Here is a 19,879-nt window from a genome sequence, read left to right as displayed (position 1 = left end):
TAGGCTAATTTTCTTTATATTTTGTGGCTAAAATAGGCCCAATTTTTTGTATAATTTTTCCAGCAACTTCAACTGATGTCCATCCAGCTGTATTAAATGGTGTCCCTTTGTAAGATCCACTCTTATTCTTATATTTATAAATATAGTCTTCTGATGTTTTTGGTTCGTCTAGTAATACTATCATCACGTATTTAGGCTTTGATGTAGGAAAAATGGATACAAAGGTATTAACTTTTGCTTTTCTTGTATAACCTCCAACAGTAGCCTTTTCAGCTGTACCAGTTTTTCCACCAACCTCATATCCCTCTATATTTGCCAATCCCGCTGTGCCCTCTTTTGTTGTTACAATTTTTCTTAATATTTCATTTATTTGTTCTGAAACTCCTTTTTTAATAATTCTTTTTTGGTTTTGATTATTTTCTGAATTTTTTTTAATAACACTTGGTTGAATTTCAAAACCACCATTTACAATAATTCCGTAAGCTTTTGCTAATTGGAGTGGAGTTGTGGTTATACCGTGCCCAAATGAGACAGTTGCTAGTTTACATTTACCCCACTTAAAAGGAATTGGTACACCAACCTCCTCTATGTCAAAATTTATTTTACTTAAAATACCTATTTTTTGTAAAAATGATTTTAATTTTTCAATTTCAAGCTTTTGTCCAATTCTAACAGATCCTATATTACCTGATCTAATTAAAATTTGCTCAACTGTAAGATCTGATGGAATTTTATTATCATATTCAGAAATATTATTTTTTCCACATTTTAATTTTTTTTCTAGATTTAAAAATTCTGTATTAGTTTTAATTAAACCTTCTTCTAATCCTGCAGCAACGGTAAAAGTTTTAAATACAGATCCCAATTCATACACACCTTTTGTTGCTCTATTTATAAAATTTAAATCATTCACTACTTCTCTTTTGTTTAGATCAAAGTCTGGGTAAGAAACCATTGAAAGTATTTCACCATTATTAACATTCATTAAAATTGCCGTACTACCTTTGCTTCTAAATATTGATTGAAATTTTACCAGCTCTTCTCTGATTAAATACTGTATATCGGTATCCAAAGTTAATTGAAGAGGTTCCCTTTTTTCTTTTAATCTCTTATTAAAAGATTTTTCTAGACCTGATATCCCTTTATTATTATCGTCTATTTGTCCTATAATATGACTAAAAAGATTTTTTTGTGGATAAATTCTTGTTAATTTTTCTTCTGACTTAATAGACTTGTCTCCAAGTGACATTATCTTTTCATAATTATCTGCTGATATTTTTTTTTCTAAATAAAAATATCTTTTTTTTTTGAGTTTGTCTGAAATATCAATGTAATCTTTATTTGGAAATATCAGTTTTAAATTGATTAAAAGTTTTTTTTTGTCAATAACTTCTGTAGGATTGATACCGATATCTATAGAACTAACTGTTTTGACTAAATAATTTCCATTTCTATCCACTATATCTGCTCTGTAATTTTTTTTAACACTTAAAAGTTTGTTCTCATTCTTTATTTTTAATGATCCTAAATGAAGAAGTTGTATTGAGTATATTATTGAAATTGCTAGAAATAAAAAAAAAATGAAGGCTATTCTATTAAACTCTATATTTAAATTTGTTTTACTTTTTTTATATGAAAATTTATTTTCATACTCTTCCAGAGTAACGTTATTTTTTTTATCATTCATTGTTAGTTTTTTCTATATAGTCACTTATCTTGATTTGAGTATTCATTTCAATTAACTTTTTGATTTTAGTAATATCAATTTTTATTAAATTTTTTTCAAAATACTGATTTTGATATTGGGTTAATTTTTCTGGGGAAGTTAAGTAATTATACTCTAAAAGTACATCACCTAACTCTGATTTTAATGGTCTGATATTTTCATTTACCATAAAAATTTTATCTTCGATTTCTTTTGTGGAATTCTTTACTAGTGATGTAGCTAGTATTAGTATGAAGATAGATATAAATACTACTTTCTTCATAATTTTTTAGAAAAGTTTTCAATTTTAATTAAATAATCAAATTTTTCTAGGATGTCAGTTTCAAAGTCATAAAAATCTTCTTTCTTTATAACATATCTTAATTTTGCAGATCTTGATGGAGGGTTATTTTTAATTTCAATTTCTGATGGAAAGATTGCTTTCTTATTTATAGTTTTAAACAGATTAATTTTTTCTTCACCCTTTGGCATGTATCGTGAAACACTTTTATTTTCTGATAAACTTTTAAAAAAATATTTTACTATTTTATCTTCTAATGAGTGAAATGTAACAACTGCTATAATTCCATCTTTTTTGACAACTCTTGCTGCATTTATTAACCCATAAATTAGTTCACTTATTTCTTTATTAACAAAAATTCTTAATGCTTGGAAAACTTTTGTTGCACTGTGTGTCTTCGATTTTTTTTTTCTTTTTGATGACTCAATAATTCTTACTAATTCTTCTGTTGTTATTTCTCTCGTCTCTCTATCTTCTACAATGTTATGTGCTATTCTATTACTATCTTTTTCATCTCCAAAAAACTTAAATATTTGAGAAAGTTCTTTTTCATCTAGAATGTTAATTGCTTCATTCGCAGAAAAATTGTTAATTCCCATCTTCATATTAAGTTGTCCAGTACTTTCAAAGGAGAGACCTTTTTTTGGATCTTTTATTTGTGTGTAAGAATATCCCAGATCAAAAATAACACCTTTTACGCTTTCATTTTTGAGTTTTAAATTATTTAATTGACTGAATTTAATATTTTTAAATAAAAACCTTTTTCCATATTTATTTTGAATTTCTTCAACTTTTTGTAAAGTCTCTAAATCCCTATCTAAAGCGATAACTTTTGTATTTTTAAAATTTAGTATTTTTTTTGTGTATCCACCTTGACCAAATGTACAGTCAATAAATGTGCCACCATATTGAGGGGTTATAATACTAATTAGTTCAGTTAGTAACACCGGATAGTGACTTCTCACATCTGGTATTATGGTGGCTATCATTTATTTTCTCGAAGACCATTAATTTTTTTGTCTTCTTAAAAATGCAGGTATTTCTAGATCATCATCGTCTGAAATATTTTCTAAACCTTCCGAAGATAATAAGCTCTCTGATTCTGGATTTTCATAATCTGCATTAAATAAATCTGGTGCACTCTCGCCTTCTACACCAAAGTTTTCCAATCCATTAGAAATATGCTTTGTCTCCATAACATTTTTTTCCTTAATTTCACTAGTTGTACTTACTGCTTCCTCAGCAAAAGATTGTTCATAGTCATTAAGATTATTGTCTCCAACAATACTTTCAACTTCTTGATTTGCAACAGTCTGTTCATTCATAATTTTTGATGATGAGTTATTTATAGTTGTTTCTGCAATAATTTCATTTTCTAACTTTAATGCATTTGCTCCATCTGAAATAGGACTCGTTACTGTAGATGAATAATTAAATGATTGAGTTGTACCCGTAGTATTAAAGTCTGAATACCCAGGATTCCTATTTTGTATTCTATGAACCATATTAATCACAGATTTACTGTCTGGTTGCTGTCCATCTAATGCAGTAGCAACAATTGATACTCTGATTTTTCCATCAAGATCACTAGAAGTGATAGCTCCAATGATAACTTCAGCCTCTGGATCTACTTCGGCTCTTATCTTGTTTACAACTTCATCAACTTCAAAAAGTTTAAGATCCTTTCCACCAGTAATGTTTACTAACAAACCTTTTGCACCTTTTAATGTATAGTCATCAATCAACGGATTGCTGATTGCCATATCTGTCGCTTTTGTTGCTCTATCTTCTCCTTCAGCTTCTCCTGTTCCCATCATAGCTTTTCCCATTGATGACATTACGGTTTCGACATCTGCAAAGTCTAAGTTAACTATCCCTGGTCTAACCATTAAATCAGTTACACTTTGTACACCTTGCATCAAAACATTATTTGAAAGCTTGAATGACTCTTCAAATGTAGTTTGCTCATTCGCAATTTTAAATAAATTTTGATTTGGAATTACAATAATTGTATCTACATGTTTTCTTAATTCTTCAAGACCTTGCTGAGCTGTTCTCATTCTTGAGGGTCCTTCATATAAAAAAGGTAGGGTAACAACACCTACTGTTAAAATATTTAATTCTTTGGCGGCTCTTGCAATCACGTGTGCTGCTCCTGTACCAGTTCCACCTCCCATACCAGCAGCAATGAAAACCATATTTGCACCCTGGAGTGTATTAATAATATCATTTAAAGACTCGTCTGCAGCTGCTTGACCAATGTCATGCTTGGCTCCTGCACCTAAACCTTTTGTTAAATTTAAACCAATTTGAATTCTTGCTTTTGCTTTACTTGATTTTAAATCTTGTGCATCAGTATTGACAGCAATAAATTCCACCCCTTGCAATCCATTATCAATCATTTCATTAAGTGCATTTCCACCTGCACCTCCAACTCCCACAACTAGTAATCGTGGCTGCAATTCTTTTATCTCTGGTGCTTTAAAGTTAATTGTCATTTTTATTCCCCTCATTATTATTAAAATGTTTTTCCCATTTAAGGCTTGCACGATTTAAATTCGCTTTTTTTCTAGCATTGACCTTAAATTTTTCAAATGATGTTGGTTCCCATATTTGGAATGTTTGACCTTGACCTACAAACAACATGCTATTTTTTATTTTTGCATGATTTAATAATTTTGTTGAAAGCGAAATTCTTCCTTCGCTATCAAATTGTAAATTTATACTTTCAGACAATATTGATGTTGCAAAATAGTCTCTTTTTTCTTCAAATGGATTAAGAGAGTCTATACTTGATGAAAGTTTTTCAATTCTGTCTTGTGAACAAGCTTCAATAGATTGATTATTGAATGATGGATAGCAAATAACTCCATTATATCCCAAATTTGAAAGGTGAGACCTAAAATTAGCTGGCACTGACACCCTTCCCTTTTTGTCTATTCTGTTCTCGTAAGTAGATAAAAACATATTTTTTATATTTCATAAATTCCATAATTGGGAATATATGGGACAATATGGGTTTTTTAAACTTAAGTCAATATGTTCATTTTAAGCAGATTTACTAATAATTATGGGTAATTCTTGTATATTGTTATTTAGTTAAAGATCAATTTCATTTTAAACATACTGCAATCTGAAAAAGAAAAAAAAGAACAGAAATGACTCAATTATGAATCAAAAGGTGAACATGTATTTTTTTATAAAATAGTTATTGAGGATAAGTTTGCTAGACAAACTATAAGCCGGGTTCTGTCGTTAAAACTTATCATTTCTCTAGGCTTAAAATCACTCTTAAGCTCAAGCAACTAACCCTGATGACTAGCCAAAGACGGCTTTTTGTTTTGCAACTGTGTCATCTCTACTTAGTCTTGCTCCCAGTGGGGTTTTCCAGCGTTCATTGTTACCAATAGAACCGGTGTGCTCTTACCACACCTTTTCACCCTTGCCATGTTATGGCGGTATATTTTCTGTGGCACTATCCCTAGGGTTTCCCCTGCCAGGTATTATCTGGCACTGTGTCTTTGCGGAGCCCGGACTTTCCTCTTTAAAAATTAAAGCGACAAGTCGTTCATCTAGCATTTGTAATTTATTACTTAAATAAATAACTTCAAGAAAAATTTAATCATATTTTTTAATAAGATCTTCGCTGATAAGCAAGCATTCTCTATCAATTTTACTGTTTATCAGCTCCTGCCTAAACCTTCTTTGAAAGTTTTTTACTAACCTTCTTAAATATTTAGCTTTATTCATGCTTGTTTGGTGTTTTTTTGAGTATCCAATTGCAAATAAGTTTTTAAAAAAAGATCTTTCTTCTGTCTTTTTAATTTTAATTTTTCTATTTTTTATCAAATTTTTTTTCTCTAATGAGTGCCATATTCCTATTTTATTTTTAAATAAATACTCCCATGGAAATTTTTCTCCTGGATCATTTTTTCTTTCAGGAGCTATGTCTGCGTGCCCTAAAATATTCTTAGAACTAATTTTATATTTTTTTATTAAAAATTTACTTAACTTCAAGAGAGAAGCGATTTGTTTTTTTTTAAATCTTTTATAACCAAACTGGTGTCCAGGGTTTGTAATTTCAATTCCAATAGAACTTTGATTTAAATTTTTGTAATTTTTCCATGAAGATTTACCTGCGTGCCAAGCTATGTATAGGTCAGGAACCATTCTCACAGTTTCTCCATTATTTTTAATCATATAATGACTACTAACCCTAGATTGTATATTTGTAAGTCTATTTAGGGCACCCGACTCACTTTTCATACCTGTGTAATGAAAAATAATAAATTTGATTTGACTAGATAATCTTTTTTCAGGGTTAAAGTTTGGTGAATAGTTTAATAAGGTTTTTATGGCCATTTTTCTATCCTATTTTAGGCTAATTCTCGATTTACTTTCACAATATATATAATATATAGTTATCAAATAATGAAAAAAATTTTAATAATATCTTTATTAAGTTTAATGTTAGCAACAAATGCAAATGCTGACACAGATGGTGAAAATAGTCTATCTAAAAAACCTGAAGATGTAAAAGATTGTTTCGAAAAAATAAATAGAGCAACATTTAAATTTAATATGGCTTTAGATGATGTTATTTTCGAACCAGTTTCAAAGGCTTATAGGACCTTACCTTCTCCAATTAGGATGGGAACAAGTAATGTTCTTGATAATATTTCAAATCTAGTCACTATTCCCAATAATATTTTACAAGGTCAATTTAAAAAAGCTGGAGAAAATACAGCTAGATTAGTTGTCAATTCAACTATAGGATTATTAGGATTATTTGATGTAGCAGAACACATGGGGTTAACTGAGTATGAAAAAGAAGACTATGGACAGTCACTTGGTGCTATAGGTATTGCAGAGGGTTGTTATTTAGTTATTCCAGTTTTAGGACCATCAACAGCTAGAGATACTATTGGATCATTTGCAAATATGCTTGGTGGAGACCCTTGGTATAATATAACTGCAAAAAAAGATACTCATCATTTTTCTGAAGTTGATTATTGGGGATCTAGAGGATTTCAAGGAGTAAACTTTAGAGCAAAAAACATAGACTCATTAGAAAATCTAGAAAAAAATTCTATGGATTTCTATGCATCAATTAGAAGTTTATATTTACAAGATAGACAAAGAAAAATTTCTAATTCGAATAAAACAACTGAAACCCAAAATGATAGTGATTGGGAAGAAGTAGAGACTCAATAAATCATAACTAAATGCTATCAAAAAAGTTTTTATCATTAATAACTTTAATTTTAATTAATATACTCAATATCAATATTTCCTATTCGATCGAACCAGATATATTTGTTCAATCAACAGTGAATAGAGCTTCAACAGTTCTAAGTAGTGACTCTACAAAACAAGAAAAAATTGATAAACTTAAAAAAATTGCAACTGAAACTGTTGATATCAACGGGATTGGTTTATATACCTTGGGATCCTACAGAAAAAATATCAGTGAGGACGAAAAGAAAGAATACACTCTTCTTTTTAGAAATTATTTTTTAAAAAGCTTTGCTAGTAGATTGGCTGAATATTCGAACCCAGAGATAGAAGTTAAATCAAAAAAAAAATTAAATGAAAATTATACAATGGTTTCTAGCGTTTTAATTTCGACAGAACAAAGACCAGAGGTTAAAATAGATTGGAGAATTTATACCAAAAATAAAGAAAACCCCTTAATCAGAGATCTGATTATTGAAGGTTTGAGTCTTGCAAGGACTCAAAAAGAAGAATTTTCATCCATCATCCAAAATAATGACGGAGATATTAGAGCTCTTTTTTCTAGCTTAGAAGATTTTGCTAAATAATCATTTATATAAATAATTTTTGGTGGGCCCGCCAGGACTCGAACCTGGGACCAATACATTATGAGTGTACTGCTCTAACCAACTGAGCTACAGGCCCTTAAAGTTAAACTTTAATTATATTATTATTTGAGAGATGTCTAGTATAGCCAAAATGTTAGTGATGGTGGGCCGTGTTGGTTACGCTCCAACTACCCCTGCAATGTCAATGCAGTACTCTACTATTGAGCTAACGGCCCTAAATGTATCTAATCAAATATGCTTACTTAACATTGTAATTTAAATTTTTAATAATATTAGTTTTTGGATTAGATGCATATAAAATTGAAAAATTAATCCAAAATAAGGTCAAATTATAATCATTAAAAAAGGATCCACTTGGTAAAAAAGGTATAAATAAACAAATCAAATAAGAGAATGATCCAATCTGAAGAAAATTCTTATCAAGGATAAAAATTTTGATATTTCTAAAAATCAAGTAAATGATTATAGACAAAAGCACGATTGTACCTATCAACCCATGCTCTGCTAAAAACTCAAAATAAACTTGATGAGGATGTGTGGCGCATAAATATTTGTACTCTAGATTCTTCTGATTACAACTTTCAATTCTGTAATTTTTATTACCAACGCCAAAAATTGGGTAATTTTTAAAAACTTTATAACCTGACTTATACAAACCTAGATATATATTACTTTTGATTAATGCTTCAAACTTAAATTTTAATTCTACATTTTGTAATGCCAAAGGAACAGAACCTCTTCCAAGAAAAACTTCTTTTAGATTGGAGTCAATTTGTTTAAAATATCTATACTGTAAGTTCTTATTTTGCGAGAGATATGTAAAAAATAAAATAAATAATATGAAAAAAGAAAATATTTTTTTTTTATTATTTATAAAATTGAAATAAAATAGGTAAAAAATTAAAAAACCAAAAAGTGCTTTGATACCATTAGATCTTTCACCTGTTAATATTATTAGTGATAAAAAAATAAAAGAAAATAAAATTGCAAAATAATTATTTTTTAAAAAAAAATATTTTTTACTGTTACAGAATAAAAATCCTATAACCATTAAATAAAAAGAATTTACATACCCACCTACAATAGGCTCATCTTTAAAAAAACTGACAACTCTATCCCCAATAAAAGTTTTATATCCCAATATATTGCTTCCCGAATATACTTCTATAAGTACATCAAAAAAAACTATCGCTATAATCATAAACCATACGAAAAAAATAAATTTAAAATTTTTTGAGTTTGATAGAAAATAATTGAAAGCAGCAAATAAGAAAATAAACCTTATAAAGCCAAGGTTTCTATAAATTCCAACACTAGGTTCTAATGATATAAATGAATTCAAAATTAAATATAAATATAGCAAGAAAAGTAATTTAATAACTGGATGAAACAACCAGTCCCAATTTTTTTGGTAAAACATTAATGATAAAAAAGATATCACTATTAATAATATGTTTATTATTGAGACTGAAGACCCAGCAATTATAGAAATTGGAATAACAGAAAACAGTATTAAAAAATATTTCTCAACATATTGATTCATTATATTATAAAATCACTACAAATTATTCTTTTTGATTTATGAATTGTTTTATCATCAGTTTTTACTATCTTTACTTTTTTAGAAAAAGATCCTAATAACTCAATTCTCTGTAGAACAATTAATTGGGTCATTCGTCTCGTTAGGGCGAAACTGATCATTTTTTTACATTTAACTTTCTAGGAAACTTTTAAGCTGTTTAGATCTACTTGGATGTTTTAATTTTCTTAGAGCTTTAGCTTCAATCTGTCTTATTCTTTCTCTTGTGACTGAAAACTGCAATCCTACCTCCTCTAATGTATGATCTGTATTCATACCAACGCCAAACCTCATTCTTAAAACTCTCTCTTCTCTTGGTGTGAGAGTCGATAAGATTTTTGTAGTTGCTTCACTTAAATTAGATTTAATTGCTTGTTCTAGGGGCGCTAAGGCTTTTGTGTCTTCTATAAAATCTCCTAAACTACTATCTTCTTCATCTCCAACTGGTTTTTCTAAAGAAACAGGTTCTTTAGAAATTTTTAGAACTTTTCTAACTTTGTCTAAAGGCATTCTAAGTTTTTTGGCCAGCTCTTCTGGCGTTGCTTCTCTTCCAAACTCACTTAAAATTAATCTTTGGGTTCTTACAATTTTATTAATTGTTTCAATCATGTGAACTGGAATTCTTATTGTTCTTGCTTGGTCAGCAATAGATCTAGTAATAGCCTGTCTTATCCACCAAGTAGCATATGTTGAAAATTTATAGCCCCTTCTGTATTCAAATTTATCTACCGCTTTCATAAGGCCGATATTTCCCTCTTGGATTAAGTCTAAAAATTGAAGTCCTCTATTTGTGTATTTTTTTGCAATTGAAATAACTAATCTTAAGTTTGCTTCAACCATTTCTTTTTTTGCAATTCTTGATTCTTTTTCTCCTTTTTGAACTCTGCTAACTAATTTTTTAAAATCAGTAACTGACATTTCAAGTTTATGACTTATATCTACCAGCCTTTCTCTAATATTTTTAAATTCTTCTTTATTTTTTATAAAAAATTTTTTCCACATTGGATTTGTATCAAGAAACTTTTGGAGATTTGGGTTTATTTCATTTCCTATGTAGAATTTAATAAATTCATTTCTTGGTATTTTTTGATCCATTGCTAATCTTAAAAGATTTCCTTCTAGAGATACAATTTTTTTATTTTCAATATAATGTTTTTGTACTAATTCCTCTAATACAGATGGAGACAGTTGAAGTGATTTTATATTTTCTAAGATATCTTCTATAATTTTTTGATATCCTTTTTCCTTTGCACTCGAAAAGCTTACTGCATTTAAAGTACAATTCAGTTTTTCTTTTTGATATTTAATTAATTTATTATATTCTTTAGTAAGTGTATTTACAGTTTTTAAAATCTTAGGTTTAATTTCACTTTCCATTGCAGCAAGCGTAGGATTAAATTCATCATCAGCATCATCCCCATTGCTTGTGGTCTCTTCATTTTTTTCCTTGTCTATTTCTCCAGAATTTCTTTGTTTTGCACTTGGTCCAGTGTTTTCGTCTTCCATATAATTAGTATCAATATCAATAATTTCTCTTACTAAAATTTCATCTGTTTGAAGTTTTGTATCCCAATCGAAAAACTGTTGAGCTGTGATAGGACTTTGAGCTAATGCTATGAGCATTACATCTTTTCCAGCTTCTATTCTTTTTGCAATTGCAATTTCTCCTTCACGGGATAAAAGTTCAACACCACCCATTTCTCTGAGATACATTCTGATAGGGTCATCGCTCTTTTCGATTGTTTTTCCATCTTCTTTGGATGTACCTTCTTTTTTTCTTACAATTTTAAAATCTGATTTTTTTTCTACAAGGCAAACATTTTCATCCAATATATGTATAAAAGCCTGTTCAAGATTTTCGTTAGAAAGGTTTCTTTTTCCTAAAGATTTGTTTAGTTCCTCAAAGGTTATAAAGCCTCTATGAGTGCCTCTACCCATTAATCTAGCAAATGATTTTGTAATTATTCTTTCCACAATAGTATATTTGAGAAGACTTATATAAGCGCAATTTTAGAAAAATCCATGTATTTTTTTTAAGCTTTAATTGATGTTTTTTTGTTTTTTTAGCTCCCTTATTTCATTAAAGGTGCTTTCGCTCAAATCTTTAGAAAATTTTGATTCAAGTTCTTCAATTCTAAATTCTAAATCATAGTTTTTGAGATCTCTAGAAACTTCCTCTAATAACTCAAACATCTTATCTTGATCATTTTGATGACCACTTAAAATATGTTTAATTGAAGCAAACTTAAAAATTTTTTCAGTTAGTTGTGGGTCAATTGGGATTTCTTGAAGAGTAAATTTTTCACTACTTTTTAGTTTTGTTATAAGTGTTTCAAAAATTAATTTATTATCATCACTGAATAATTTAATATTTTCAATCATGTGAATATTTTCTTGAAATATACTTAAATTATTCATTATTAAATAAAGTAATGAAAACTCTTTGAGCTCTACACCGCTTATCAACTTACTTTCATTAAAGTATTTTTGGGTAGATTGTAATGATTTAATTTTTTTAGTATAAAAATTTTTTTTTCCTACATTGCTATGTGGTGTCAATAATGAAATTTTTTCTAAAAAAAACTCAAGTACATATTTTTTAATGAAATCATCTTTTATAGTTGCAGCAATAGATCTCAATTTTTTTTCAAAAATTGCCATTGATGAAGGATTATTTTCTGTTTGTTGCTTATAGTGATTAAATATAAATTGATGTATTGAAATCTTTGCTTGTTTTGTAAAATCAATAAAATTTGCTTTACCATTCTTATTTACATAACTGTCTGGATCCTCTCCATCTGGTAAAAAAATAAATGAAATTTGTTTTTCAGGTTGTAATTCTTTAATTGAATTTTCAGCTGCTCTGAGTGCTGCTTTATATCCACTTTCATCTCCGTCAAAAGAAACAATTATGTCATTAAAAAATTGGTTAAGAATTGAAATCTGTCTATCAGTTAAAGAAGTTCCTAAATTTGCAACCACGTTTTCAATTCCATTCTTACTTAATCCAACAACATCCATATAGCCTTCAACAAGATATACATGATCAATTTTATTAGATAATTTTCTAGCTAAATCTAGATTATATAAATTTGAACCTTTTTTAAAAAAAGCAGTCTCTGGTGAGTTTATATATTTTGCTAAATAATCTAATTTTTCAATTATTCTGCCACCTAGTGCAATTGGTTGACCTGAAATGTTATTAATTGGAAAAATTAATCGACTTCGAAACCTCTCTAAATAAATCTTTTTTTTTTCATCTAAATAAAATAAACCACTTTCTACTAATGCTTGTTCACTAAATTCATCTTTTAATTTATCAAAAAAATTTGGGTTTTTTTTGATATAACCTATCTTAAATTTTTTAACTTCTTCTTTGCCTAAAGATCTATTTTTTAAATAATCTCTAGCATTAGAATTGGTTTTGTTTTTCAATAGTTCGTCGTGATAGAAGTCAACATACTGACTATAGATAGATAAGTATTCTTTCAATTTTTTTTCTCTTTCTTCGTCTTGTTTTGAAAATGTATATGGTTTCATACCAGCCAAGTTAGCTAAAGATTTTACAGCTTCGCCAAATTTTAAATTTTGAGTTTTCATAATAAAATCAAAAATATTGCCATGCTCAGATGTTGCAAAACAATGATAAAATTCCTTCTCATCATTAACAGTAAAAGATGGAGTTTTCTCAGTTTTAAATGGGGACAGGCCAACGTACTCTTTACCTCTTTTTTTTAAAGCAACAGATTTTGATACAACTGTTGAAACTTTTAACCTTGTTTTAATTTCATCAAGATACTCTTTTGGGTATTTCATTAACTATTTAATAATTCTTTAATTATGGGGCCTGCTTTTGCAAAATCAATTTCATCAGAATGTAGTTTTTTTAATTCACCCATTACTTTGCCCATATCCTTAACTGAACTTGCTCCAATTTTTGAGATTACCTCTGTGCATATTTTTTTAGTTTCTTGTTCACCAAGCTGTTTAGGTAAAAAACCTGTTAAAATATCATATTCATTTTGCTCAACCTCTAAAAGATCTGATCTATTATTCTTTTTATAAATATCTATCGATTCGGCTCTTTGCTTAATCATTTTTTTTATAAGTTTTTTAACATCGTTATCGTCTGTATCTTTTTTGTTAGGACCAGACCTATTAACGATATCCAAATCTTTAATAGATGATAATATTAACCTATAGGTTGATATTTTGGTTTTATCTTTAGCTTTTAAAGCGTTTTTATATTCAGTTTCGATAGATTGTTTTAATGCCATAATTTTTTAATCTACTTCAAAGAAAAAATTCTTCAAAAGAAAAATTGTTTTTTTACAATTTTATAATACATCTCTGTTGCGATAATAACGCAATTATTGTATTAACCTTTAACTCATGAGTTGTAATTGATCAAAAAACCAAAAAAAACTAACTCAAAAAATTCACAAATATATACAGGCGTTCTAGTTCTTGAAAACAAGAAGGTTTTCAAAGGGATTGGCATTGGTTACCAAGGAAGTGCTACTGGTGAAGTTTGCTTTAATACTTCTTTAACTGGATACCAGGAAATTATATCCGATCCATCTTATGCTGGGCAAATTATAAACTTTACCTTTCCTCATGTTGGCAATGTTGGAACTAACAAAGAAGATCTAGAATCAGATAAAATATGGACTAAAGGTGTAGTGTTTAATTCAGAAATAACGTCTCCATCAAATTATAGATCCTTTCTTCATCTCGATGCTTGGTTAAAAAAAAATAAAATAGTTGGAATTACAGGGCTAGACACCAGAAGTTTAACTAATTTCATCAGAGATAAAGGTGCCCCAAAGGGAACTGTTGCATATTCTAAAGCTGGAAAATTCAATATCAGCAAATTAACAAACTCAACAATTAAGTGGCATGGATTAAAAAATCTTGATCTTGCAGAAAAAGTAACAACACTAAAAAATTATGTATGGAAAGGTTTTAAAACTTGGAAAAAAGAAATAGGTTATAAAAAAAATAATAAAAATTTATTTCATGTAGTTGCGATTGATTATGGAATTAAGAAAAATATTTTAAGATATTTTTCTAACTTGAATTGCAGAGTAACTGTTGTTTCCTGCAAAACATCTGCTGAAAAGATCTTGGCTCTTAAACCAAGTGGTATATTTTTATCAAATGGCCCTGGAGATCCAGCTGCAACTGGAAAATATGCAATTAAGATAATTAAAGATTTAATCAAAAAAAATTTACCAATATTTGGTATTTGTTTAGGTCATCAAATACTTGCATTAGCACTAGGTGCTAAAACAAAAAAAATGAAACTAGGTCATAGAGGTGCAAACCATCCTGTTAAAAATTTAATCCACGACAAAGTGGAGATCACTAGTCAAAATCATGGCTTTGAAGTTATCAAAGAAAATTTACCAAGAAATATTGAAGTTACTCATAAATCTCTATTTGATAATAGTATCGAAGGTATAAAATTAAAAAATAAACCAGTATTTTCAGTTCAATACCACCCAGAGTCAAATCCTGGACCTCAAGACAGTGTTTATTTATTTCAAGAATTTATTAACAATATAAAAAAAAATGTCAAAAAGAAAAGATCTTAAAAAAATTTTAGTTGTCGGAGCTGGTCCAATTATTATTGGTCAAGCTTGTGAATTTGATTATTCAGGAACCCAAGCATGTAAAGCCTTAAGGGATGAAGGATATAAAGTTATATTAATTAACTCAAATCCTGCAACAATAATGACTGATCCTGATGTTGCAGATAAAACCTATATAGAACCTATTACTCTAGAGTTTCTAGAAAAAATTCTTAAAAAAGAAAAGCCAGATGCAATTCTTCCAACCATGGGTGGTCAAACTGCTCTTAACCTTGCAATGGAAGCTGAGAAAAAAGGAATTTTAAAAAAATATAAAATAGAACTAATTGGTGCAAATTCTAAAGCTATTTCTAACGCAGAAGATAGAAAGAAATTCAGAAAAAATATGATTGATATTGGTTTAGATTTACCCAAATCTGAAATCGTTAATAACATTAATCAATCATCTAAAGTTTTAAAAAAAATTGGATTACCTGCAATCATTAGGCCCGCATTTACTCTTGGGGGTCTTGGTGGTGGAATTGCTAAAAATGAAAAGGAGTATCTAAAAATTGTTAAAAGTGGATTACACGAATCTCCTGTGAGCCAAGTATTAGTTGAAGAATGCTTAGAGGGCTGGAAAGAGTTTGAGATGGAAGTTGTAAGAGATAAAAAAGACAACTGCATCATAATCTGTTCAATTGAAAATATTGATCCAATGGGAATACATACAGGAGACTCAGTTACTGTTGCCCCCGCTCTTACTTTGACTGATAAAGAATACCAAGTAATGAGAAATGCATCAATTGCATGCCTTAGAAAAATTGGTGTTGAAACAGGTGGATCAAATGTTCAATTTGCAATCAATCCAAAAAATGGACGAATGGTTGTAATTGAAATGAATCCAAGGGTTTCACGTTCATCAGCACTTGCATCAAAAGCAACTGGTTTTCCAATAGCAAAAGTTGCTGCAAAACTTGCAGTTGGTTACACATTAGATGAATTAAAAAATGAAATTACGAAAGTAACTCCTGCATCATTTGAACCTAGTATTGACTATGTGGTAACAAAAATTCCAAGATTTACATTTGAAAAGTTTTCAACTTCACCTGCAACATTAGGTACATCGATGAAATCAGTTGGTGAAGCAATGGCTATTGGTAGAAACTTTAAAGAGTCACTTCAAAAGGCTTTGGTGTCACTTGAAACAGGATTTTCAGGATTAGATAGAATATTTGATTTAAATAAAAAACAAATTGAAAAAAAACTTAAAGAAAGTGTTCCAAATAAAATTCTACTTGTTGCAGAAGCAATTAGAAAAAAGATCAATCTTAAGAGAATTTTTACTTTATCTAAAATTGATCCGTGGTTTTTAGAGCAAATCAAAGAAATTGTAGATAACGAAAATAAGATTAAAAACAAAGGCCTTCCAAAAGACTATAACGAGTTTAACCGAATAAAATCAATTGGTTTTTCTGATAAAAAACTATCGGAACTAACAAAAACTTCTGAGGATGTTGTGAGACGAAAAAGAACAGCACTTAAAATATTACCTGTATTTAAAAAGGTTGATACTTGTGCCGCTGAATTTAAATCTTTCACTCCTTATATGTACTCAACATATCAGCGAAATTTCTCAATTAATTCAGAATGTGAAGCTGATCCATCAACTAAAAAAAAAATCATAATATTAGGTGGTGGACCTAATAGAATAGGACAAGGGATAGAGTTTGATTATTGCTGTTGTCAGGCTAGTTTTGCATTGAAAGACGTAGGTTTTGAAACCATCATGATTAACTGTAATCCAGAAACAGTTTCAACTGATTACGATACAAGTGATCGATTATATTTTGAGCCATTAAAAGAAGAGTATGTCTTCAATATAATTCAAAAAGAAAAAGAAAAAGGAAACCTGGTTGGTATCATTGCTCAATTTGGTGGTCAAACTCCTATTAAACTTGCTAAATTTTTACACGATAACAAACTTCCAATTTTAGGAACACAGTACGCATCTATTGATTTAGCAGAAGACAGAAATTTATTTAGAAATCTTCTTAATAAATTAAAATTAAAGCAAGCTGAAAGTGGGATTGCAAAAACATTTAAACAAGCTATCCAAATAGCAGAAAGAATTGGTCTACCATTAATGGTTAGACCTTCTTATGTGTTAGGTGGAAGAGCGATGGAAATTGTTCATAAAAAAAGTCAGCTTAAAAACTTTGTTGAAGAAGCCTTTAAAGCTGCAGAAGAAAACCCAATTTTAATCGATAAGTTTATTGATCACGCAATGGAAGTTGATGTTGATGCTATATCTGATGGAAAACAAGTACATATTGCAGGTATCATGCAACACATTGAGGAGGCTGGAATTCACTCTGGTGACTCTGCCTGTAGCTTACCTCCAATATCAATTAAACCATATTTGATTAAAGAAATTGAAAATCAAACTAAAAAATTAGCTTTAGCCTTAAAAGTTAAAGGGTTCATGAATATACAATTTGCAATTAAAAAAGATGAGATTTATGTAATTGAGGTTAACCCAAGAGCTAGTAGAACAGTACCATTTGTATCTAAAGCAAAAGGACTTCCTCTTGCTAAAATTGCATCAAGAGTTATGGCTGGAGAAAAATTATCTAAGTTTAATTTAAAAGATAAATCTAAAGGTATGTATGCTGTTAAAGAAGCAGTATTTCCTTTCAATAAATTTCCAAACAGTGATTTACTTTTAGGACCTGAAATGAAATCAACAGGTGAAGTAATGGGATTTGATAAAGATTTTGGTATGGCATTTGCTAAAAGTCAAATTGGTGCTGCAAATTCATTGCCAAAACAAGGATTGGCATTCGTATCATTAAAAGATTCTCATAAAGATGAGGGAATTGATCTTGCAAAAGAATTGATTAAATTAAATTTCACTTTGTGTGCAACCAGAGGAACTGCAAAATATTTTAGAAAGCATAAAATTAAATGCAGAATTATTAATAAAGTAAGTAGTGGCTCTCCTCACATTGTAGATGTTCTAGATTCTAAAAAAATTGCACTTGTTATTAATACGGGTGGAGGAAATAGTGAACATAGATTAAATGATGCAATTGCCCTTAGAAGAGCAACCCTTAAAAACAAAGTTCCTTATTGTACCAACATGTCTACGGCACAAGCATGCTTACAAGCAATTAAATCACTTAAGACAAAAAAGATAGAAGTTACGTCTTTACAAGATATAAATTAGTATTTTACAATTTGAAGTTGATAATATTCTTACATCTATAAGTTGAAAGTATTTTCAAATAAAAAAAATATTATTTTATTTATCCCAAATTGATTAGTAGTTTAGCTTAATAAAAAAATATTTAATGAGCTCGGAGATACATAAAAACATAGAAAATGCTTTAAATAAACAAGATGTTTTGTTTAATGCGGAAGTGATAAATCTCACGAAAGAAAAAAATTTTAATAAAAGTGAACTAAATAAAATAGACAATCAAAATATTTGGGAACTTAACGATGGATCAAATGACGATCAATTAAAAACTGTGATTGGAATTTGCTTTATGCTTGGGTCTTTAATTTTGATGGGCTTATATTCCAATCTATTTTAAAAAAGAGCGTTGGTTTAATTACAAAACTTTCCAATCTATTTTGAATGTAACATAATTTACCTGAATACATCTTCTTTCTTTAATAATTTTTAAGAAAAGGTGGAATTAGATGTGAGATCTTAAATGATGGAAAAATTTCTACAGCCGATCAGATAAATATAATTTAATGTGAAGATAAACCCGTGTTCGCTATGCTAAAAATCATTTCCTCATAACTCATATCAAGGTTTAATACACACGATCTATAAAAATAACCTTTTCGAAGACCAGGCATTAAATTTGCTTCTATAAAATGAGGAACCCCTATGTGGTCCATTTTAATATCTATTCTACCTAAAGATTTTCCACCTAAGGCTTTGAACGAATCTTTTGCAAGTTTTGAAAGTTTATCAAAAACTACAATATCAGAAACAAGAATTACACTCTCTTCATCATTTTTTTTAACATTAAAATCAAGAATACAATGGCCGTCTACGTTTTTTTTTACAATAATTTCAATTGGCATAGCTCTTAAAGTTCCATCAATGCTATCTTCAAAAATACCAACACTATATTCTTTTCCCGCTAAATATGTTTCAACTAAAGAAGGTGAGTTTTGTTTTGTCTTAATATCTAATACTTTTGAGGTAAAATCTTCAAAATTAAATACAATTGAATTTCTGTCTACCCCTCTACTGTCTCCACCTGTTACTGGTTTTATAAAAAGAGGAAATTTTATTGGTATTGAACTTTCAGTTAAATATTCACCAGGATTTGTTATAAAAAAGTCTGCAGTTCTAATATTATTTTTTTGCATAATCTTCTTTGCTCTATTTTTATCACTTTCATTATCAAGAGCTGCTTTACTTGAGGCGATATATAGAATTTCAAACATTTCTAAATAATCATTTAGCCATATTTTCCTGTTATTAAAAAAGAAGTACTTAACACCAGAGAATACTAAATCAGGCTTTCTTTTAACTAACGCTTCAAGGTCCTCTTCAGAATTAATTTCAGTAATTAAAACATTTTTATATCGTTTAGATAAAATCCTTAGAACATTTTTTTCTTCTAGAATAATTCCAACGTTATCTTGATGCGAATTTACCTCTCCCAAATTAGGGACTACGACTATTTCTATAGTCTTACTAATTTTTATTGGAATAATATTATCTTTTTTTAAAGGTAAAATATTACCTATTTCTGGAATTCCTTGTTTAGCTATATCTTTTATAATCATAATAAATCCAAGACATAACCCACACAAAAAAACATGAATGATGCACTCTTCTAATAAAGT

General features: G+C 29.0%; 16 protein-coding genes, 2 tRNA genes and 1 other RNA gene. 5 read left to right on the top strand and 14 right to left on the bottom strand.

The window, feature by feature from the left end; genetic code table 11:
• Positions 1-4: 4 nt before the first annotated feature.
• From VP91_RS03635 to VP91_RS03605, 7 genes are all read right to left on the bottom strand, one after another.
• Positions 5-1,687 (bottom strand): peptidoglycan D,D-transpeptidase FtsI family protein, encoded by a 1,683-nt coding sequence (locus tag VP91_RS03635; protein WP_169036072.1) that lies wholly within the window; start codon positions 1,685-1,687, stop codon positions 5-7.
• Positions 1,680-1,988: a cell division protein FtsL gene (locus tag VP91_RS03630; protein ID WP_169036071.1), complete on the bottom strand. Its 309-nt coding sequence runs from the start codon at positions 1,986-1,988 to the stop codon at positions 1,680-1,682. Before VP91_RS03630 ends, VP91_RS03635 begins: the two co-directional genes overlap by 8 nt.
• On the bottom strand, positions 1,985-2,995 hold the full coding sequence (gene rsmH / locus VP91_RS03625) for a 16S rRNA (cytosine(1402)-N(4))-methyltransferase RsmH (protein WP_169036070.1): 1,011 nt from the start codon (positions 2,993-2,995) through the stop codon (positions 1,985-1,987). The genes VP91_RS03630 and rsmH overlap by 4 nt, the downstream gene beginning before the upstream one ends.
• Positions 2,996-3,013: 18 nt before the next feature.
• Positions 3,014-4,504: a cell division protein FtsZ gene (ftsZ, locus tag VP91_RS03620; protein WP_169036069.1), complete on the bottom strand. Its 1,491-nt coding sequence runs from the start codon at positions 4,502-4,504 to the stop codon at positions 3,014-3,016.
• The gene (gene mraZ / locus VP91_RS03615) at positions 4,494-4,973 is read right to left on the bottom strand and encodes a division/cell wall cluster transcriptional repressor MraZ (RefSeq protein ID WP_169036068.1); all 480 of its coding nucleotides are present in this window, start codon (positions 4,971-4,973) and stop codon (positions 4,494-4,496) included. The genes ftsZ and mraZ overlap by 11 nt, the downstream gene beginning before the upstream one ends.
• Before the next feature lie 255 nt (positions 4,974-5,228).
• Positions 5,229-5,582, bottom strand: an RNA gene (gene rnpB, locus VP91_RS03610) — RNase P RNA component class A.
• 42 nt (positions 5,583-5,624) lie between these two features.
• Positions 5,625-6,368, bottom strand: coding sequence for an N-acetylmuramoyl-L-alanine amidase (locus tag VP91_RS03605; RefSeq protein ID WP_169036067.1), 744 nt, complete (start codon positions 6,366-6,368; stop codon positions 5,625-5,627).
• Positions 6,369-6,437: 69 nt separating this feature from the next.
• Here VP91_RS03605 and VP91_RS03600 point away from each other — a divergent pair, with 69 nt between their 5' ends.
• On the top strand, positions 6,438-7,220 hold the full coding sequence (locus VP91_RS03600; RefSeq protein WP_169036066.1) for an MlaA family lipoprotein: 783 nt from the start codon (positions 6,438-6,440) through the stop codon (positions 7,218-7,220).
• Between the two features lie 11 nt (positions 7,221-7,231).
• On the top strand, positions 7,232-7,828 hold the full coding sequence (locus VP91_RS03595) for an MlaC/ttg2D family ABC transporter substrate-binding protein (protein WP_169036065.1): 597 nt from the start codon (positions 7,232-7,234) through the stop codon (positions 7,826-7,828).
• A gap of 20 nt (positions 7,829-7,848) precedes the next feature.
• Here the strand turns inward: VP91_RS03595 and VP91_RS03590 are convergent.
• The 6 genes from VP91_RS03590 to VP91_RS03565 form a co-directional block, all read right to left on the bottom strand.
• Positions 7,849-7,925: transfer RNA gene (locus tag VP91_RS03590), tRNA-Ile, on the bottom strand.
• A 64-nt stretch (positions 7,926-7,989) separates the two neighbouring features.
• Positions 7,990-8,064: transfer RNA gene (locus VP91_RS03585), tRNA-Val, on the bottom strand.
• Positions 8,065-8,087: 23 nt separating this feature from the next.
• Positions 8,088-9,392 (bottom strand): O-antigen polymerase, encoded by a 1,305-nt coding sequence (locus tag VP91_RS03580; RefSeq protein ID WP_169036064.1) that lies wholly within the window; start codon positions 9,390-9,392, stop codon positions 8,088-8,090.
• Between the two features lie 168 nt (positions 9,393-9,560).
• Entirely contained in the window at positions 9,561-11,402 is a 1,842-nt protein-coding gene (gene rpoD, locus VP91_RS03575; protein ID WP_169036063.1) for an RNA polymerase sigma factor RpoD, read from the bottom strand.
• Positions 11,403-11,468: 66 nt separating this feature from the next.
• Positions 11,469-13,244: a DNA primase gene (gene dnaG / locus VP91_RS03570; protein WP_169036062.1), complete on the bottom strand. Its 1,776-nt coding sequence runs from the start codon at positions 13,242-13,244 to the stop codon at positions 11,469-11,471.
• Complete coding sequence (locus VP91_RS03565) at positions 13,244-13,705, bottom strand: GatB/YqeY domain-containing protein (RefSeq protein ID WP_169036061.1); 462 nt, start codon at positions 13,703-13,705, stop codon at positions 13,244-13,246. Before VP91_RS03565 ends, dnaG begins: the two co-directional genes overlap by 1 nt.
• A gap of 126 nt (positions 13,706-13,831) precedes the next feature.
• Here VP91_RS03565 and carA point away from each other — a divergent pair, with 126 nt between their 5' ends.
• From carA to VP91_RS03550, 3 genes are all read left to right on the top strand, one after another.
• Positions 13,832-15,025, top strand: coding sequence for a glutamine-hydrolyzing carbamoyl-phosphate synthase small subunit (gene carA, locus VP91_RS03560; protein WP_169036060.1), 1,194 nt, complete (start codon positions 13,832-13,834; stop codon positions 15,023-15,025).
• Entirely contained in the window at positions 15,003-18,230 is a 3,228-nt protein-coding gene (carB, locus tag VP91_RS03555; protein ID WP_169036059.1) for a carbamoyl-phosphate synthase large subunit, read from the top strand. The genes carA and carB overlap by 23 nt, the downstream gene beginning before the upstream one ends.
• 124 nt (positions 18,231-18,354) lie before the next feature.
• Positions 18,355-18,600, top strand: a complete 246-nt coding sequence (locus tag VP91_RS03550; protein ID WP_169036058.1) for a hypothetical protein — start codon at positions 18,355-18,357, stop codon at positions 18,598-18,600.
• A 163-nt stretch (positions 18,601-18,763) separates the two neighbouring features.
• On the opposite strand, the gene VP91_RS03545 is transcribed toward VP91_RS03550, so the two are convergent.
• Complete coding sequence (locus VP91_RS03545) at positions 18,764-19,819, bottom strand: D-alanine--D-alanine ligase (RefSeq protein ID WP_169036057.1); 1,056 nt, start codon at positions 19,817-19,819, stop codon at positions 18,764-18,766.
• Positions 19,820-19,879: the final 60 nt, after the last annotated feature.

Origin of the sequence: Candidatus Pelagibacter communis, assembly GCF_012932795.1 — a bacterium.
Classification (GTDB): Bacteria; Pseudomonadota; Alphaproteobacteria; order Pelagibacterales; family Pelagibacteraceae; genus Pelagibacter; species Pelagibacter ubique_S.
Note: the sequence above shows the minus strand (reverse complement) of the source record. Positions and strands in the feature narration are given on the sequence as shown.

What these genes read in the sequence shown, in the direction of transcription:
- VP91_RS03605 (WP_169036067.1), bottom strand. Translation starts at nt 6,368, where the DNA reads ATGGCCATAAAAACCTTATTAAACTATTCACCAAACTTTAACCCTGAA.
- dnaG (WP_169036062.1), bottom strand. Translation starts at nt 13,244, where the DNA reads ATGAAATACCCAAAAGAGTATCTTGATGAAATTAAAACAAGGTTAAAA.
- VP91_RS03600 (WP_169036066.1), top strand. Translation starts at nt 6,438, where the DNA reads ATGAAAAAAATTTTAATAATATCTTTATTAAGTTTAATGTTAGCAACA.
- carB (WP_169036059.1), top strand. Translation starts at nt 15,003, where the DNA reads ATGTCAAAAAGAAAAGATCTTAAAAAAATTTTAGTTGTCGGAGCTGGT.
- VP91_RS03630 (WP_169036071.1), bottom strand. Translation starts at nt 1,988, where the DNA reads ATGAAGAAAGTAGTATTTATATCTATCTTCATACTAATACTAGCTACA.
- VP91_RS03635 (WP_169036072.1), bottom strand. Translation starts at nt 1,687, where the DNA reads ATGAATGATAAAAAAAATAACGTTACTCTGGAAGAGTATGAAAATAAA.
- rsmH (WP_169036070.1), bottom strand. Translation starts at nt 2,995, where the DNA reads ATGATAGCCACCATAATACCAGATGTGAGAAGTCACTATCCGGTGTTA.
- ftsZ (WP_169036069.1), bottom strand. Translation starts at nt 4,504, where the DNA reads ATGACAATTAACTTTAAAGCACCAGAGATAAAAGAATTGCAGCCACGA.
- VP91_RS03595 (WP_169036065.1), top strand. Translation starts at nt 7,232, where the DNA reads ATGCTATCAAAAAAGTTTTTATCATTAATAACTTTAATTTTAATTAAT.
- VP91_RS03565 (WP_169036061.1), bottom strand. Translation starts at nt 13,705, where the DNA reads ATGGCATTAAAACAATCTATCGAAACTGAATATAAAAACGCTTTAAAA.
- mraZ (WP_169036068.1), bottom strand. Translation starts at nt 4,973, where the DNA reads ATGTTTTTATCTACTTACGAGAACAGAATAGACAAAAAGGGAAGGGTG.
- VP91_RS03580 (WP_169036064.1), bottom strand. Translation starts at nt 9,392, where the DNA reads ATGAATCAATATGTTGAGAAATATTTTTTAATACTGTTTTCTGTTATT.
- VP91_RS03545 (WP_169036057.1), bottom strand. Translation starts at nt 19,819, where the DNA reads ATGATTATAAAAGATATAGCTAAACAAGGAATTCCAGAAATAGGTAAT.
- VP91_RS03550 (WP_169036058.1), top strand. Translation starts at nt 18,355, where the DNA reads ATGAGCTCGGAGATACATAAAAACATAGAAAATGCTTTAAATAAACAA.